The organism is Streptomyces sp. Xyl84 (assembly GCF_059731885.1).
Genome location: NZ_AP029182.1, coordinates 6,116,441 through 6,132,538, shown reverse-complemented (window position 1 = coordinate 6,132,538; position 16,098 = coordinate 6,116,441). Strand labels below are relative to the sequence as shown.

15 protein-coding genes are annotated in these 16,098 nt (G+C 73.8%); 7 read left to right on the top strand and 8 right to left on the bottom strand.

Annotation, left to right across the window (positions count from 1 at the left end; all coding sequences use genetic code 11):
- Positions 1 to 89 precede the first annotated feature (89 nt).
- The 3 genes from AC6I72_RS26685 to AC6I72_RS26675 all read right to left on the bottom strand — a co-directional run bounded on the left by AC6I72_RS26685 (position 90) and on the right by AC6I72_RS26675 (position 3,104).
- Entirely contained in the window at positions 90 to 785 is a 696-nt protein-coding gene (locus tag AC6I72_RS26685; protein ID WP_498003673.1) for a GntR family transcriptional regulator, read from the bottom strand.
- Positions 786 to 969: 184 nt separating this feature from the next.
- A complete protein-coding gene (locus AC6I72_RS26680) occupies positions 970 to 2,388 on the bottom strand; it encodes a HEAT repeat domain-containing protein (RefSeq protein ID WP_498003672.1) in 1,419 nt (472 codons plus the stop codon).
- A 323-nt stretch (positions 2,389 to 2,711) separates the two neighbouring features.
- Positions 2,712 to 3,104, bottom strand: coding sequence for an ankyrin repeat domain-containing protein (locus AC6I72_RS26675; RefSeq protein ID WP_037859898.1), 393 nt, complete (start codon positions 3,102 to 3,104; stop codon positions 2,712 to 2,714).
- Between the two features lie 379 nt (positions 3,105 to 3,483).
- Here AC6I72_RS26675 and AC6I72_RS26670 point away from each other — a divergent pair, with 379 nt between their 5' ends.
- Positions 3,484 to 3,678: a hypothetical protein gene (locus tag AC6I72_RS26670; protein ID WP_498003671.1), complete on the top strand. Its 195-nt coding sequence runs from the start codon at positions 3,484 to 3,486 to the stop codon at positions 3,676 to 3,678.
- A 79-nt stretch (positions 3,679 to 3,757) separates the two neighbouring features.
- A complete protein-coding gene (locus AC6I72_RS26665) occupies positions 3,758 to 5,512 on the top strand; it encodes a hypothetical protein (protein WP_498003670.1) in 1,755 nt (584 codons plus the stop codon).
- 101 nt (positions 5,513 to 5,613) lie between these two features.
- Here the strand turns inward: AC6I72_RS26665 and AC6I72_RS26660 are convergent, their stop codons facing one another.
- Positions 5,614 to 7,113: an SCO1417 family PLP biosynthesis transcription factor gene (locus tag AC6I72_RS26660; RefSeq protein ID WP_498003669.1), complete on the bottom strand. Its 1,500-nt coding sequence runs from the start codon at positions 7,111 to 7,113 to the stop codon at positions 5,614 to 5,616.
- A gap of 240 nt (positions 7,114 to 7,353) precedes the next feature.
- Here AC6I72_RS26660 and yczE point away from each other — a divergent pair, with 240 nt between their 5' ends.
- From yczE to AC6I72_RS26640, 4 genes are all read left to right on the top strand, one after another.
- A complete protein-coding gene (yczE, locus tag AC6I72_RS26655) occupies positions 7,354 to 8,007 on the top strand; it encodes a membrane protein YczE (RefSeq protein WP_498004828.1) in 654 nt (217 codons plus the stop codon).
- Positions 8,004 to 8,771, top strand: a complete 768-nt coding sequence (locus AC6I72_RS26650) for a glycerophosphodiester phosphodiesterase family protein (RefSeq protein WP_498003668.1) — start codon at positions 8,004 to 8,006, stop codon at positions 8,769 to 8,771. Before yczE ends, AC6I72_RS26650 begins: the two co-directional genes overlap by 4 nt.
- Before the next feature lie 61 nt (positions 8,772 to 8,832).
- On the top strand, positions 8,833 to 10,179 hold the full coding sequence (locus AC6I72_RS26645; RefSeq protein ID WP_498003667.1) for an MFS transporter: 1,347 nt from the start codon (positions 8,833 to 8,835) through the stop codon (positions 10,177 to 10,179).
- A gap of 299 nt (positions 10,180 to 10,478) precedes the next feature.
- Complete coding sequence (locus tag AC6I72_RS26640; protein ID WP_003977404.1) at positions 10,479 to 10,853, top strand: RNA polymerase-binding protein RbpA; 375 nt, start codon at positions 10,479 to 10,481, stop codon at positions 10,851 to 10,853.
- Positions 10,854 to 11,030: 177 nt separating this feature from the next.
- Here the strand turns inward: AC6I72_RS26640 and fxsA are convergent, their stop codons facing one another.
- The 4 genes from fxsA to AC6I72_RS26620 all read right to left on the bottom strand — a co-directional run bounded on the left by fxsA (position 11,031) and on the right by AC6I72_RS26620 (position 15,219).
- Entirely contained in the window at positions 11,031 to 11,591 is a 561-nt protein-coding gene (gene fxsA, locus AC6I72_RS26635) for an FxsA family membrane protein (RefSeq protein ID WP_498003666.1), read from the bottom strand.
- Between the two features lie 68 nt (positions 11,592 to 11,659).
- Complete coding sequence (locus tag AC6I72_RS26630) at positions 11,660 to 12,460, bottom strand: polyprenol monophosphomannose synthase (RefSeq protein ID WP_498003665.1); 801 nt, start codon at positions 12,458 to 12,460, stop codon at positions 11,660 to 11,662.
- A gap of 520 nt (positions 12,461 to 12,980) precedes the next feature.
- Complete coding sequence (locus AC6I72_RS26625) at positions 12,981 to 14,585, bottom strand: amidohydrolase (RefSeq protein WP_498003663.1); 1,605 nt, start codon at positions 14,583 to 14,585, stop codon at positions 12,981 to 12,983.
- A gap of 193 nt (positions 14,586 to 14,778) precedes the next feature.
- Positions 14,779 to 15,219 (bottom strand): Lrp/AsnC family transcriptional regulator, encoded by a 441-nt coding sequence (locus AC6I72_RS26620; RefSeq protein WP_018570152.1) that lies wholly within the window; start codon positions 15,217 to 15,219, stop codon positions 14,779 to 14,781.
- Between the two features lie 268 nt (positions 15,220 to 15,487).
- Here AC6I72_RS26620 and AC6I72_RS26615 point away from each other — a divergent pair, with 268 nt between their 5' ends.
- Positions 15,488 to 15,922, top strand: a complete 435-nt coding sequence (locus AC6I72_RS26615) for a hypothetical protein (protein ID WP_498003661.1) — start codon at positions 15,488 to 15,490, stop codon at positions 15,920 to 15,922.
- Positions 15,923 to 16,098 lie beyond the last annotated feature (176 nt).

Sequence of the window (16,098 nt, the reverse complement as noted above, 5' to 3'; positions counted from 1 at the left end):
GGACCGGGGCGGGCGCCCGCCTCCCGGCGCCGGCGCACCGGGACGCGCCCGTTCACGCCGCCGCCGCGCGGGCCGGTGCGAGCGGAGCGCTACACGCCCTCGCCGACCCGCCGCCGGTACACCTCGACCACCTTCTCCAGCGAGTCGTCGAGGTAGACGGCGAGTTGCTTCTCCGCCCGGTGCCGGTCGCCGCTGCGGAGGATCCGGAGGAGCTCCTGGTTGCGGGTGAGGTAGGGCTCGTGCAGCCGCCGCGGGTCGTCCACGACGTGGAAGGCCAGGCGCAGTTCGGCGAAGACGCTGCGCATCAGCTCGTCGGTGCGCTCGCTGCCGGCGAGCGCGACCAGTTCCCGGTGGAAGTGGATGTTGGCGGTGCCCAGCGTCTTCCAGTCGGCTTCGAGCGCGGCCCGCCGGCCCTCCTCGACGGCCGCGGCGACACCGTCGAGCGCGTACGGCGGCTCCCCCAGGCCGCGTACGACGGCGCATTCGACGAGGCGGCGGGTGCGGTAGATGTCCTCGACGTCCTCGACGGCCAGGACGCGTACGAAGACGCCGCGGTTCAGCTCGTGGACGAGCAGCCGCTCGTGCGTGAGCAGCCGGAACGCCTCGCGCAGGGTGTTGCGGGAGACTCCGAGCGCGCCGCCGATGCTGTCCTCCGACAGCCGGGTGCCGGGCGGGAAGTAGCCTTCGGCGATCCGGCTTCTGAGGATGTCCGAGACGCGCTCGGCGGTGCTGGTGCGCCCCAGCAGCACCCGGTCGTCCGCCAGCGACGTCAACTGCTCTGCCATGCCCGGAATTCAACCGCAGACAAGAGGACAAGACAATAGAGGTATCGCGGGATCGTTCAACGATCCTCGGTCCTCCTCTGCGCCTCGCACGGCTCAGTGGACGAGCAGTCCGCGGGCCCCGGGGACAGCGTCGCCCGCCTCGCGCGGGGCGGACGGCACGGGCGGCGAAGGGCCGCCCCCTCCCTCACCCCGTGGGGATGTCGGGCTCGATCCGGCTGCGTACGGCCGTCTGCACCTCGTCCTCCTCGGCCGGGTCGGCGGCGAGCCGGCGCAGTTGCTCCACGACGCGCTGGTCGGCGGTCTCGGCGTGCCGGGCGGCCACTTCGCGGGTGCTCTCCTCGCAGTCCCACAGGCATTCGACGGCGAACCCGGCGGGGAAGGAGGGGTCGGTCGCGGCCAGTGCGCGGGCGGCGCGACCGCGCAGATGGGAGGAGGCGGTCTCGCGGTAGATGTGCCGCAGGACGGGTGCGGCACAGGCGATGCCCAGTCGTCCGGCGCCGTCCACGAGGGTCCACAGGGTGGGCGCGTCGGGCCCTTCGCCCCGGACCGCCTCCCGCAGGGCGGACAGGACCAGGTCGCGGTCGCCGGCCCCGCCCCGGCAGGCGAGCATGCGTCCGGCGGCGGCGCCCAGCGGATCGGGACGGCCGGCCCAGGCGCGTGCCCGGTCGACGGCGGCGACGCTGCGCATGCGTTCGAAGGCGTCGACGGCCGCCTCGACCACGGCGGCCGAGCCGTCGGAGACGGCCGCCTCGATCAGGTCCAGGGTGTGCGGGTCGTTGCCGTCGGCGAGATAGCGCAGGGCGGTGCACCGGGCGCCGTCGGTGCCCCCGCGGGCGGCCGTGAGGATCTCCGGCCGGTCCTCGGGACCCGCCACGGCGGCCAGACAGCGGGCGGCCGGGACATGGAGGGCCGCGCCTCGTTCGACACCCTGCTGGGCCCACTCGAACACGGCCCGCACGCTCCAGCCCGGCCGGGGCCCGGACGGGCGCATCTGCCGCTGCCAGCGGTCGAAACAGCCCGTCTCGTGCGCGGCACGCACGCGGGAGGCGATCGACGGACGCGGATCCTCGGCCCACAGCCGCCAGGGCCGGGGCTCGAAGGCGTCGCGGACGGTGGCGGCCAGCTCGGCCTCGCCCTCGGCGTCGGTGGCGAAGCGGGCGAGGACGGGCGCGGCCAGGGCGCGCAGGCCCGCGTCGTCGTCGCGCAGCGCCAGCTCGTCCAGTGCCCAGCTCCAGTTGGCGCCGGTGGCGGCGTACCGGCGCAGCAGGGCGAGCGCGTCGCGGCGGCCGTAGGAGGCCAGGTGCCCGAGGACGGCGAGGGCGAGTCCGGTGCGGGACTCGTCGGTGTCGACGGCGTCCTCGGGGTCGAAGAGGTGCGCCTCGATCGCGTCCAGCTCGGCGTGCAGGTCGAGCAGGAGCCGGGCGTAGTACAGGGAGCGGTTCTCCACCTGCCAGTCGTGGCGGGGGTCGTGCAGCACACAGTGGTTCAGTGCCGCGAGCGCCTCGGCGCGGGGGGCGGTGAGCGCGTGCAGAGTGCCGTCGCCGCGGCCCCGCTGGAGCAGGCCGAGCAGCGTGCCGCTGGGCGCTATGACCGGATCGAACATGGGAAACAGCCTCACATCAAGCGTCGACGCAACCGGGGAACGCGCACTACCTGGCCGCGTGACAACACGTCGGGGCGCCCGCCGTCTCTTGCTTGCTGTAGACCATCTTCCTCTGCCTCTCGTCGGTGGCCCATGCGGACCGCATCACGGCCCGCGCGGTGCGGCAACACCTGCCCAGCCATCGCGTCCGTGAATCACGACGTCATGATGACCCGGCGCCTGCGCTGCCGCGACCGAAATTTCCGGCGGCCCCGTACCGCCTCCCCCGTATTCCGTGTCATGACTGGTCAACGGGCCGTTTCAGATGCTCACGGCCCGTGCGTTCACTGCTCTCCGAACAGGCGCAGCAGCTCCGTACGGCCGAACATCCTGGCCGTGTCCAGGGCCGAGGGCGTGCCCGCGGTGGGGTCCGCGCCGCCCTCCAGGAGGGCTTCGATCACCTGCTGCTCGCCCTTGAAAACCGCTCCCGCGAGGGGCGTCTGGCCGCGGTCGTTGACGCGGTCGGCCTGGGCGCCGCGGGCCAGCAGGGCGCGGACCGCGTCGGCGTGGCCGTGGTAGGCGGCGAGCATCACGAGGGAGTCGCCACGGTCGTTGGTGAGGTCGGCGGGTACGCCCGCGTCGACGTACGCCACGAGCGCCTCGGTCCGCCCCTGCCGGGCCAGATCGAAGATCTTGGTCGCCAGCTCCACGACCTCGGGGTCGGGGGCATCACTCATCGGCCGGACCGCCTCTCACTGCTCACTGCGACTTCGGGGACTGTGGGTACCGCTGGGGCCCGCGCAGGCACCGGCGGAAGCCGCACGGCTCTGCCGGGGACTGCGGGGAGCAAGCGTACGGCCGGAGCGTGGGTCGGCCGTACGGGTGAATCGCCAGGGTACTGGCTCGGCCGGGGCGGAACCCGACGCGCCGGAGGTGAAGATCAGCACGGGCCGGGCCGTATGCGACAGGGACGCCCGGCCGCCGTCGGCGCGGACTCCGTCCCCGGAGAGCGATACGTGGCATTTCACCCAGTTGCACCTTTTGTCATACAGATACATGCTGTGATCCTGGAAGGACTCAGGGTGACCGTCCCCCTTCGACACCAGGAGATCTCACATGATCCTCTCCATTTCAGGCGTCGTCCTGTTCGGCGTCATCGGCTTCATCTTCTTCCGCAAGGACGGACTGAAGCCCTCCCACGCGTGCGTGTCGACCATGTTCGGCTTCTACCTCGCGAGCACCGCGATCGCGCCGAGCATCAGAGCCGGCGGCGAGAGCCTGGCCAGCCTGCTCGGCGGCATGAGGTTCTGACGTCCCCCTCCCCGAGGACTCCGACAAGCTCCGTCCAGGGGGCGCCCCCGCCGCCCCTGAGCACTCCCAGGAGGCAGCAGTGGCCCGGCGCCCCCTCCCCCGCATCCTGAGCACAGGCGGCGCTCAGCTGGCCCGGAGCCGGGAGCTGGCCCGGACCGCGGCCGACAGCGCCACGGACGTCCTGCACCCGCTGATCACCATCGCCCGCGGTCTGCGCCGGCTGGCCGCCGCCGGCCGGCGCAGATGGGTCCAGACCCCCAAGGACCGGCGGGGACCGCTGCTGTTCCTGGTGGCCTCGGTGATCCTGGTGGTGGCGCTGGTGCCCTACGGTCCGCTGCTGGCCGCCGTGGTGGTGACGGGGGCGGCCGCCTGGCACGGCCGGGACCGCACCCCGCCCGAGACCGTGGACAGCGACGAGCCGCGCAACCAGCGACTGAGCGCGCTGTACGAGGCCCTGGTCCCGTACTTCTCCGCCGCCGAGGACCCCTCCCCGCTGTACGCGCACGGCGGCGAGTGGGAAAAGGCCTTCCCCTCCTACGCCTTCGACGACTCCGGGCGCGTCTGCCATCTGCTGATCCGCTACCCCGCGTACTTCACCGACGGCGAGCCCGAGGCACGCGCGCGGATCGAGCACCTGCTGACCGCCAAGGCCGGCCGCGGCCGGGAGTACCTCTTCGTCTGGGACGAGGAGGGCAACGAACTCGCCGTCACCGCGCTGGCCCCGCTGCCCACCGGCATCGCCGCCCAGCGGTTCGTCACCGCACCGGGCGAGACGGTGCTCGGCTTCACCGACCCGAGCGAGGTCCAGCGCACCCTGCCGCTCACCTACGGTGAGGAGCAGCACGACGTGCCGCCGGTCGTCTGGCGCACCGGACTGCGCTCCACCGAGCCCCACCTGCTCGCCCTCGGGCAGCCGGGCAGCGGCACCTCCACGCTGCTGCGCTCCCTCGCCCTCCAGGCGCTCCAGCACGGCGACGTCGTGATCGTGGACGGCGGCGGCACCGGCGAGTACGCCTGCCTGACCGGCCGGGACGGCGTCCTCGCGGTCGAGTGCGGGCTGGCCGGGGTGCGTACGAGCCTGGAGTGGGCGGCCACCGAGACCGAGCGCCGGCTCATCGCCGTCAACCGGGCACGTCAGGTGGGCCACCCGCCGCCGGAGGACACCAAGCGCCCGCTGTGGCTGCTGCTCGACCGGCCGACCGCGTTCACGCACCTGGCCGCCGCGGACGGCCGCGAGGACCCGCAGGCGCTGCTCCAGGTGCCGTTGCGGCACGGCCGGGCGGTCAACGTCACCGTCGTGGTCGCCGAGCAGTTCGACTGCGCGGAGGCGCTGAGCGACGCCCTGCGGCAGCACACCCGCGCGCGCGTGGTGCTCGGCCCCGCCACGGCGGAGCAGGTGAAGGCCGTGCTCGGCGCGCCGCCGCACACCACACCGCTCTCCGTCGTCCCGCCGGGCCGCGGGTACGCGCGGCTGGGCACGGGGGCGGTGCACCGGCTCCAGGTGCCGGCCACCCCCGACCCGTACGACGACTCCACGAACGACGTGCTGCGCCGGGCGGTGGAGGAACTGCTGCCGCCGAAGACGACGCCGGCGGACGGCGAGACGGTCCCGGACCCCGCGCCGCCCGGGAAGACGGCGGTGAAGGTGACGAAATCCGCGAAGGCGGAGGAAGCGGAGGAGGTCCTGGGGGCGGACGAACCCTTGGAGGCGGACGGGCCCTTGGAGGCGGTGAAGTCCGCGAAGGCGGTCCCCTCGGGGGCGGTGGAGTCCCTGGAGCCCTTGGAGGCCGTGGAGGCCGCCGTGACGGAGGCGGCCGTGGCCGAGCCGTCCTGACCGGCGGCCCCGCCCCGGCGGGAGGCGGGGGCCGTGGCCGCTCCCGCACCGGCCGCCGGGGAGGCACGGCGGACCGCGCCGGGGCTGCCCGCCTCCCGGCGCTACGCCACGAACGTCCTGGGCGACTCGCCGCCCCCCGTCGCGCCCGACTCCACCATCCGGGCCGCGGCCGCAAGGCGCGCCGCCGCTTCGTCCGCCACCGCTCCGGTCACGGTGAACGGCAGCCGGACGTACCCCTCGAAGGCGCCGTCGACACCGAAGCGCGGCCCCGAGGGGACCCGGACGCCGACCCGCTCCCCCGCCTCGGCCAGGCGGGATCCCGACAGGCCGCCGGTGCGCACCCACAGGGTGAGGCCGCCCCGGGGCACCTCGAACTCCCAGTCGGGCAGTTCCCGGCGGACCGCCGCGACCAGTGCGTCGCGGTTGTCGCGGGCCTGGCCCCGGCGGACCTCGACGGCCTGCTCCCAGCCGCCGGTGCTGAACAGCCAGTTGACGGCCAGCTGTTCCAGCACGGGGGTGCCCAGGTCGGCGTAGGCGCGGGCCGCGACCAGACTGCGGATCACGTCGGGGGCCGCCCGCACCCAGCCGATCCGCATCCCCGCCCAGAAGGCCTTGCTGGCGGATCCCACGGTGATCACGGTGGAGCCCGCCGGGTCGAAGCCGCACACCCGCCGGGGCATCTCCACGTCCGGGTCCAGGTACAGCTCGCTCATCGTCTCGTCGACCACCAGCACCGTCCCGGCGGACCGGGCCGCCTCCACCAGGCGGCGGCGCTGGTCCTCGTCCGCGAGGGCACCGGTCGGATTGTGGAAGTCGGCGACGACGTAGGCGATCCGGGGCGCGGCCTCCCGCAGGACCTGGCGCCAGCGGTCCACGTCCCAGCCGGTGAGCCCCTCGGCCATCGCGACGGGCACCAGCCGGGCCCCCGCCTCGCGCATCAGCTGGAGGATGTTGGCGTAGGACGGCGACTCCACGGCGATGCGCTCGCCCCGGCCGCCGAAGAGGTGGCAGATGGCGTCGATGGCGCCCATGGCACCCGTGGTCACCATGATCTGCTCCGGCATGGTCGGGATGCCCCTGGCGGTGTACCGGTCGGCGATCATCGAGCGCAGCGCGGGCAGGCCCGCCGGGTAGTCCCCGTGCGTGTGGGCGTAGGGCGGCAGCTCGTCCAGCGCGCCCTGGACCGCGCGGGTGAGCCACGGCTCCGGGGCCGGCAGAGCGGCGGTGCCCAGGTCGATCATCGAGCCCAGGGCTTCCGGCGGCAGGGGTTCGAGCCCCCGCGCGGGCAGCGGGTTGCCGGCCGGGACCGCGGTCCAGCTGCCCGCTCCGCGCCGTGACTCCAGGAAGCCCTCGGTGCGCAGCGCCTCGTAGGCGGCGGCAACGGTGGTGCGGCTGACGGACAGGGCGAGGGCCAGTTCACGTTCGGCGGGCAGCCGCGCGGCCACCGGGACCCGGCCCTCCAGAACCAGCAGCCGGACACCGTCGGCGAGCGCACGGTAGGCGGGCGGGCGGCGCGTACCGGGGCCCGCCGGGCGCCCCTGCTGGGAGGTGAGCAGCCGGGCGAGCTGCGTGGCGCCCACCGCCGAGGTCCACTGCGCCATGATGATCAGTCCACCTTCCCCGAATTGGCCATGGAGAGGACGCTTCCTCACGCCACAGAGTGGCACGGGTCAGGCCACTTCCACCATCCCGGCATCCACGTGACCGCCACCGGCCCGCCCACCGGGGCCACGACCGGTCCACGCCCGGAGCCGCGACCGGTCCACCACCGGCTCACCACCCCGGGCACCACCCGGCTCACCACGATGGCCACCACCCGGCCCACCACCAGGGGGAGCACCTTGTCCATACCGGACCGCCTCGGGCGGCGACTCGTCCAGCTCTACGCCGGCCTCGCGCTGTACGGCGCCAGTTCCGCGCTCCTCGTCGAGGCCGGACTCGGGCTGGAGCCCTGGGGCGTCCTGCACCAGGGCCTGGCCGAACTGTCCGGTCTGACGATCGGTGTCGTGTCGATCATCGTGGGAGCGGTGGTGCTGCTGCTGTGGATCCCGCTGCGCCAGCGGCCGGGCCTCGGCACCGTCTCCAACGTCTTCGTGGTCGGACTCGCCATGGACGGCACCCTCGCCCTGGTCCCCGATGCCCGCGCTCTCGCGGTGCGGATCCCGGTGCTGGTGGCGGGCATCCTGCTCAACGGCGCGGCGACCGGCCTGTACATCTGCGCCCGTTTCGGTCCCGGCCCCCGGGACGGGCTGATGACGGGGCTCCACCGGCGTACCGGCCGCTCGATCCGCCTGATGCGCACGGCCGTCGAGGTGGCGGTCGTGGTCACCGGCTTCCTCCTCGGCGGCACGATCGGTGTGGGCACCCTGCTCTACGCCGTCTCGATCGGGCCGCTGGCCCAGCTCTTCCTGCGGGTGTTCGCGGTGCCCGGGACCGCGGGCGGCGGTCCGGCCATGTCCGGCGGTACACCCGAAAGGGCGATACTGCGACCGTGACCACGCTCGTACGCCACCCCTATCTCGACCACCCGGGGCCCCTCGCCTTCGCGCACCGCGGCGGGGCGGCCGACGGGCTGGAGAACACGGCGGCCCAGTTCCGCAGGGCGGCAGAACTCGGCTACCGGTACATCGAGACGGATGTGCACACCACGGCCGACGGACACCTGGTCGCCTTCCACGACGCGACGCTCGACCGCGTGACCGACGGTGCGGGGCGCATCGCCGACCTGCCGTGGGCCGAGGTGCGCCGCGCGCGGGTGGCCGGCCGCGAACCGGTGCCGCTCTTCGAAGAGCTGCTCGCGGCGTTTCCCGGGGTGCGGTGGAACGTCGACGTCAAGGCGGAGCCCGCGCTGCCGCCCCTGCTGGACGTGCTCGACCGGACCGACGCCTGGGGGCGGGTGTGCGTGGGGTCGTTCTCCGAGGCGCGCGTCGCACGGGCGCAGCGCCTGGCGGGGCCGCGCCTGGCGACGTCGTACGGCGCGCGCGGGGTGCTGGGTCTGCGGCTGCGCTCCTGGGGCGTGCCGGCCGTGCTGCGCCGGTCCGCCGTGGCCGTGCAGGTGCCGGTGGCGCAGTCGGGTGTCCCGGTGGTCGACCGCCTGTTCCTCCGCGCGGCCCATGCGCGCGGGCTGCACGTGCACGTGTGGACCGTCAACGAGCCCGGGGAGATGCACCGGCTCCTGGACCTCGGTGTCGATGGCATCATGACCGATCACATCGACACGCTGCGCAAGGTCATGGAGGAGCGGGACGTCTGGGTCTGAGCCCGGCCGCGACCGCCCGCGAGGTCCGTGCGGCGACCGGGGCGAAGGAGCGAGGGCGCGGGTGAGCAGCGGCACCGTGCGGGCACGGCAGGACGACGGGAGCGCCGCGCGGAGGCGCGAGCAGCACGGCTGGTACTTCTACGACTGGGCGTGCTCCGTCTACTCGACCAGCGTGCTCACCGTGTTCCTGGGCCCCTACCTGACCTCGGTGGCGCGGTCGGCGGCGGACGCCGACGGGTTCGTGCACCCGCTGGGGGTCCCGGTGCGGGCCGGGTCGTTCTTCGCGTACTGCGTCTCGGTGTCGGTGGTCATGGCAATCGTGGTGATGCCGGTCGCGGGCGCCGCGGCCGACCGCACCGGCCGCAGGAAGCCGCTGCTCGCGACCGCGGCCTACGTGGGCGCGGCGGCCACGACGGCCCTCTTCCTGCTGGACGGCGACCGCTACCTGCTCGGCGGCCTCCTGCTGATCGTCGCCAACGCGTCGGTCGCGGTCTCGATGGTGCTCTACAACTCCTACCTGCCGCAGATCGCGCACCCCGACGAACGGGACGCGGTCTCCTCCCGGGGCTGGGCGTTCGGCTACGCGGCCGGTTCGCTGGTGCTCGTGGCGAACCTGGTGCTGTTCACCGCCCACGACTCCTTCGGTGTGTCGGAGGCCATGGCGGTGCGCATCTGCCTGGCGTCGGCGGGACTGTGGTGGGGCCTGTTCACCCTGGTACCGCTGAAACGGCTGCGTGACCGGCGCACGGACCGCGCCGCGCCGCCGGGGCGCGGCTGGCGGCAGCTCGCGGCCACCGTCCGGGACATGCGGGGCAAACCGCTCACCCTGGCCTTCCTGCTGGCGTACCTCGTCTACAACGACGGCATCCAGACGGTGATCTCCCAGGCGTCGGTGTACGGCTCGCAGGAGCTGGGGCTGAGCCAGTCGACGCTGATCACGGCCGTGCTGATGGTGCAGGTCCTGGCGGTGGCCGGGGCGCTGGGCATGGGGCGGCTGGCCCGCAGGTTCGGGGCGAAGCGGACGATCCTGGGATCCTTGGCCGCCTGGACGCTCATCCTGGGCGCCGGGTACTTCCTGCCGGCCGGGGCGCCGGTGTGGTTCTTCGTGCTGGCGGCGGGGATCGGGCTCGTCCTCGGCGGCAGTCAGGCGCTGTCCCGGTCGCTGTTCTCGCACCTGGTCCCGCCCGGCAAGGAGGCCGAGTACTTCTCGGCGTACGAGATGAGCGACCGGGGCATGAGCTGGCTGGGGCCGCTGCTGTTCGGGATCACCTACCAGCTGACCGGGAGCTACCGGGACGCGATCGTCTCCCTGGTGGCGTTCTTCGTGATCGGTTTCGTGCTGCTCGCGCGGGTCCCGGTGGCGCGGGCGATCCACGGCGCGGGCAACGCGGCGCCCGGCCGGGTCTAGGGCGAGGGCGCCGGATTTAGCGCTGGAGGCGAAAGGGCTGTAGTGTACGCGTTTGGCCTGCCAGGCGTACCGTTACTGCGCGTCAAAGATGCCGAAACGCTGGGTGACATCTCCTTTCAGATGTGACAAACCGGGCGCCGGTGGGTACTGCACTGGTTGACAAGGCTGCGGCTACGACGGCGACACATGACCCGGAACGGGACATCGGAACGGGAATCTTTACCGCCGACCGGACGTTGACCGGATGACGACGACAGCGACACCTGTCCTGTGGGCGACAAGCCCGGGAGGCACGATTCATGAGTGAGCGAGCTCTTCGCGGCACGCGCCTCGTGGTGACCAGCTACGAGACGGACCGCGGCATCGACCTGGCCCCGCGCCAGGCCGTGGAGTACGCATGCGAGAAGGGGCACCGCTTCGAGATGCCCTTCTCGGTCGAGGCGGAGATCCCGCCGGAGTGGGAGTGCAAGGTCTGCGGGGCCCAGGCACTCCTGGTGGACGGCGACGGTCCGGAGGAGAAGAAGGCCAAGCCTGCGCGCACGCACTGGGACATGCTGATGGAGCGGCGCACCCGTGAGGAACTCGAAGAGGTCCTCGAGGAGCGTCTCGCCGTACTGCGGTCCGGGGCGATGAACATCGCCGTTCATCCCCGGGACAGCCGCAAGAGCGCGTAGTCCCCGCGGGGCTCGGGCCGGTCACCAGCGCACCTCAACAGAAACGGGCGCCGTACGTGGATTCACGTACGGCGCCCGTTTCCTGTGTCCGTGGCCGGTTCGCCCCTTCCGGGGACCGGGACCCGGCACCCGGTGCCCGGCCCGTCACGGCGCCCGGGACTCACCGGGTACGGGGTCTCACCGGGTCAGCGGCGGCCGCTGTGCGCGCGGGGCGTCGCCCGGCTCGTCGTCCCTGATCACCTCGCCCGGGACGACCTTGCCGTCGGGGCGGTGCATGCGGGCCTGCTGGAAGGCGTCCCCCAGGGTGCCCGGGGCGGCCGCGCGCAGCCTGCGGTCGACCGTGCGCTGCGTGAACCGGCCGACGGCCCGCTGGACCGGCGGGACCAGCAGGAGCAGACCCACCGCGTCGGAGATCATGCCGGGGATCATCAGGAGCAGACCGCCGAGCATCATCAGGCCGTTGCCGCCGCGCCGGTCGGACGGGGTGGCACCGCGCTGGAAGGCCTCGTTGAGGTTCTGGAAGGCGCGGCGGCCCGCCCGCTTGATCACCACGGCGCCGAGCACGAAGGCGGCGACCAGCAGCAGGAACACGGTGAAGCCTCCGGCCGCGCCGGCCACCAGCGTCAGCAGCCAGATCTCCAGCACCAGCCACACGGCGACGGCCGCCGGCAGGAACCTGCGCAGCCGCGAGCGCCTGGGCCTGGTGGAGTACGGAGAGGTCGGAGCGCCTGTCGTCATACTCCCAGTGTGCCTGGGCGCGGCTCAGGACGGGATAAGAGGGCAGGGGGCGCCGCGGGCGCAGGCCGCTACGCCTGCGGGCCGCCGCCCCGGCCGGTGAGCCTGGTCACGCGCTCGCCCACGCCCCAGGAGGTGACCCGCCACAGCGCCTCCGCGACGATGTCCCGGCTCATCTTGGAGTCGCCCAGTTCCCGCTCCACGAACGTGATCGGCACCTCGACGACGTGGAAGCCTGCCTTGATCGCGCGCCTGGCCAGGTCGACCTGGAAGCAGTACCCCTGCGAGGCCACCTCGTCGAGGCCCAGTCCCTCCAGGGTCTCCCGCCGGAACGCCCGGTAGCCGCCGGTCACGTCGCGGATCGGCACGTCGAGCATGAGCCGCGAGTAGGTGCTGCCGCCGCGGGAGAGGAACTCGCGGGACTTCGGCCAGTTGACCACGCGGCCGCCCGGCACCCAGCGGGAGCCGAGGACCAGGTCGGCGCCCTTGAGGGCGGTCAGCAGCCGGGGAAGCTCCTCGGGCTGGTGGGAGCCGTCGGCGTCCATCTCGACCAGCACGCCGTAGTCGCGCTCCAGGCCCCAGCGGAAACCCGCGAGGTAGGCGGCGCCGAGGCCCTCCTTGCCCTTGCGGTGCAGTACGTGGACGTGCCCGTCCTCCGCGGCCAGCTCGTCGGCGAGCTTGCCCGTGCCGTCGGGGCTGTTGTCGTCGGCCACCAGGACGTGCGCGTCGGGGACGGCCTTGCGGACCCGGCCCACGATCGTGGTGATGTTCTCCGCCTCGTTGTAGGTCGGGATGATCACCAACGCGGTGCCTAGCGGACCGAACCGCCTCTCCTGGGACCCAGCCGCGGGGGTGCCGTCGCCGTGGTTCACTACTGCCCCTTCATGTCCGTACGCAGGGGACCACCATAGTGGCCAGGGCCTGCGGGGATGTGACACCACGTCCGTTCGGTGGTGTCGATTCGACCAGAGCTGGGTAAGAACTCTCTTTTTCGGAATGGGGGCCCGGTGCCCTTCGGGCCGACCTGGTACCCGCTGGCTGCGGATCGACCGAAAGCCGTTGTCTACTGAGCGACCGGGCCCCACCCGGGTCACACCTTGCCGACCGTCCGGAACGTTCCCCCGCCGACGCGGACGCTGAGCCTGGCTCCCAGTGACGGTGACCCGGTGCGGCACACCGTCCCTGACCCAGCGGCACTGCGACGCGGGTACGGAAGTTCCCCGGTCGGGCGTCCGGTGGTGGACCCGGCAGAACCTACCGGCCCCCTGCCGTCGCCTGTCAAACAGCGGCCCGGCCCGCCGGGAAGCCCGGCGCCGCCCGGCCGGTGCCGAGGATGCGCAGGTCGCGCGAGCGGGCGGCGGGGGATGCTCGCCGCCGCGCCGCACCGGGAGATCACTCGCCCGGCCGTACGAAGACGGTCCGGCCCCCCACCACGGTCCGCAGGCAGACGGGCAGGTCACGGCCCTCGCCGAGGTCGGGCAGGCCGGGGGTGCCGGAGCGCGGGTCCGTCGACCAGCGGGCGACGCGGTCGTCCGGGGCCTGGACGACCAGCTCGCCGGTGCGCCACACGGCATAGTCCGCCACGGCGCCCGGCACCAGGACTCCGGCGTCGTCGCGGCCGACTGCCCGCCAGCCGCCGCGGGTGTGGGCGGTGAAGGCGGCCCGCACGGAGATCCGGTGCTCGGGGGTGCGGTGGAAGGCGGCGGCGCGGACCGTGCCCCACGGGTCGAGCGGGGTGACGGGACTGTCGGAGCCGAGGGCGAGCGGGACACCGGCCCGCAGCAGCGCCGCGAACGGGTTCAGCGTCCGGGCCCGCTCGGCGCCCAGGCGCTGGGCGTACATGCCGTCCTCGCCGCCCCACAGCGCGTCGAAGGCGGGCTGGACGGACGCGGTCAGTCCCAGTTCGGCGAAGGCCGCGACGGTCTCCGGGGTGAGCATCTCGGCGTGTTCGACGCGGTGCCGGGCGGCGCGGACGCGGGCCAGGCCGAGCTTGTCGGCGGCGGCCCGCACGCCCTCGACGACCGTGCCGACCGCGGCGTCCCCGATGGCGTGGAACCCGGCCTGCAGGCCCGCCTCGGTGCAGGCGGTGACATGGGAGGCGACGGCGTCCGCGTCGAGGTAGGCGCTGCCGGTGTGGGCCGCGTCGGCGTACGGGGCGTGCAGGCAGGCGGTGTGGGAGCCGATGGAGCCGTCGACGAAGAGGTCCCCGGCCGCGCCGAGCGCCCCGAGCCGGCGCGCCTTGTCGGCGTCCGCCTCGGCCCAGTAGCCGACGACCCGCGGGCCCGGCTCCTCGGCGGCCGTGCGCAGCAGCCCCGTGAAGTCGTCCTCGGAGGAGATGTCCGGGCCGCCGCACTCGTGGACGGAGCCGATGCCCAGGGAGGCGGCCCGGGCCAGCGCCGCACGCTGCGCCTCGGCGCGCTGGGCGGGCGTGACGGCGGCGAACGCGGCGGCCCGCACGGCGTGGTGGGCGTCGGCGGTCAGCGGGCCGTCCACCGGTCCCCTGACCGACGGGACGAGGTCGAGCAGGGCGGTGGTGACGACCGCGGAGTGGACGTCGATCCGGCTGAGGTAGAGCGGGCGGCCCCCGGTGGCCTCGTCGAGTTCCGCGCGCGTCGGGGGACGGCCTCCGGGCCAGCGGGCCGCGTCCCAGCCGTGGCCGAGCAGGACCCGGTCGTCCGGCCGGGCGGCGGCGAAGTCCCGTACCCGGGCCAGGGCCGCCTCCAGGGAGGGGGCGGCGGACAGGTCGAGGCCGGTGAGCGCGAGGCCGGTGGCCGTGGTGTGCACGTGGGCGTCGGTGAACGCCGGGGTGACCAGGGCCCCGTCCAGGTCGACGACCTCGTCGACCCCGTCCGCGAAGGCGTCGGCCGCGCCCTCGGAGCCGACCCATGCGACGTGTCCCGCCTCGACGACCATGGCGGTGGCGAACGGGTCGGCGGGACTGTGGACCTCGCCGCGGCGGAGAAGGACGGTCTGCGGTTCGGCGGTGCGCTCACTCATGGGCACCAGTCTCGCGCCTCCCCCGGGCGGCCCGGCACGCAGGGCGGGTACCCGCGCGGCGCCCGGCCGCCCCGGAGCGGTATCGGACCCGCCGGAGCGGGGGCCGAGCCCGCCGGAGCGGGGCCGGCGGCCCGGAACGGCGTCGGGCCGGCCGAAGCGGCAGGGAACGGCAGGGCGGTGCGGCAGGGGCCGGTCAGATGCGCGGGGGGCGTGCCTCGTACGGGGTCGACAGGACCACCGTGGTCCGGGTCGACACCCCCGCCAGGGTCCGCACCCGGGCCAGCAGTTCCTCCAGTTCGTGCGGCGTGGCGACGCGCACCTTGAGGATGTAGTTCTCGTCACCGGCCACGCTGTGGCAGGCCTCGATCTCGGGCACGCCCGCGAGCCGGTCCGCGATGTCGTCCGGCGCGCTGGGATCGAAGGGTTTGACCGAGATGAAGGCGGTCATGGGCAGCCCTACGGCCTCGGCGTCGACGACCGCGGCGTACCCGCGGATGACGCCACGCTGCTCCAGCCGGCGCACCCTCTGGTGCACGGCCGACGTGGACAGGCCCGTGGCCTTGCCCAGGTCGGTGTAGCTCATCCGCCCGTCCTTGACGAGCAGCTGCACGATCTGTCGGTCCAGCTCCTCCATGGCGCAAGAACCTACAGTGCGCTTGATCTCCTCGGATACCTCGGCGGCCCAGGTCATGCCCCGTTCGCGCGGAGCCCGGCGGCGGCCGGTCGGCCACCTGGGGGACAAACCGGTCGCGAGGGGCACCCGCGACCGGCATGTGACCAACACCACAGCACCCGGTCGCTCTTCGTGATGTTCTCGTGATTACCGCCGAGAGCGGACGGGAAGTGCTTGCTGTGGTCCAGGCCGCAGCGCCTTCACGGCCCAGCCTTAGGGGGAGAATCCCATGCAGAGTCTTAAGCGCCCTGGTCGATCTGTGCCCAAGCGGCAGCAGCCGGTCCTCGAGCCGCAGCCGGAGGGCGTCGAACCCGACGAGTTCGGCGAGGGCACCGACGCCTACGACACCTTCGAGATGTTCCGGGTGATCTGCCCGGAGTGCGCGCAGCCCATCGCGCTGCTGGCGGACGAGGAGATCCTTCCGGAGCACGCGCTGTGCGCCTCGCCGTGGAACCCGTTCGGGCTCACCGTCTGCGCCGGTACCGGGCGCAAGGCCGCCGAGGCGCGGCCGGCGGACGAGTTCGACGGCCCCCAGGAGCAGCAGACGGCCCTGCTGCTGACGCTTCCCCAGGGACTCGACTGGCGGATGCAGCCCTTCTCGCACGTGGGCGGCCCCGGTTCGCGCCCGATGCGGGTACCGGCGATGCGGCGCCAGGCCGCCTGACCACCCGCCCGGCCGCCCGCCCCAGGCACTCCGCCCGCACCATGGCGCACCGGCGCCGTGGTGCGGAACCGGCGTGCACGGCGCGCCGAAGGGCACGGGCGTGTCGAGGCGCAGGGGCGCATCGATCGGCACGGGCATGCCATGCACAGCGGCGCGTCGGTGAGCACTGGTGCGTC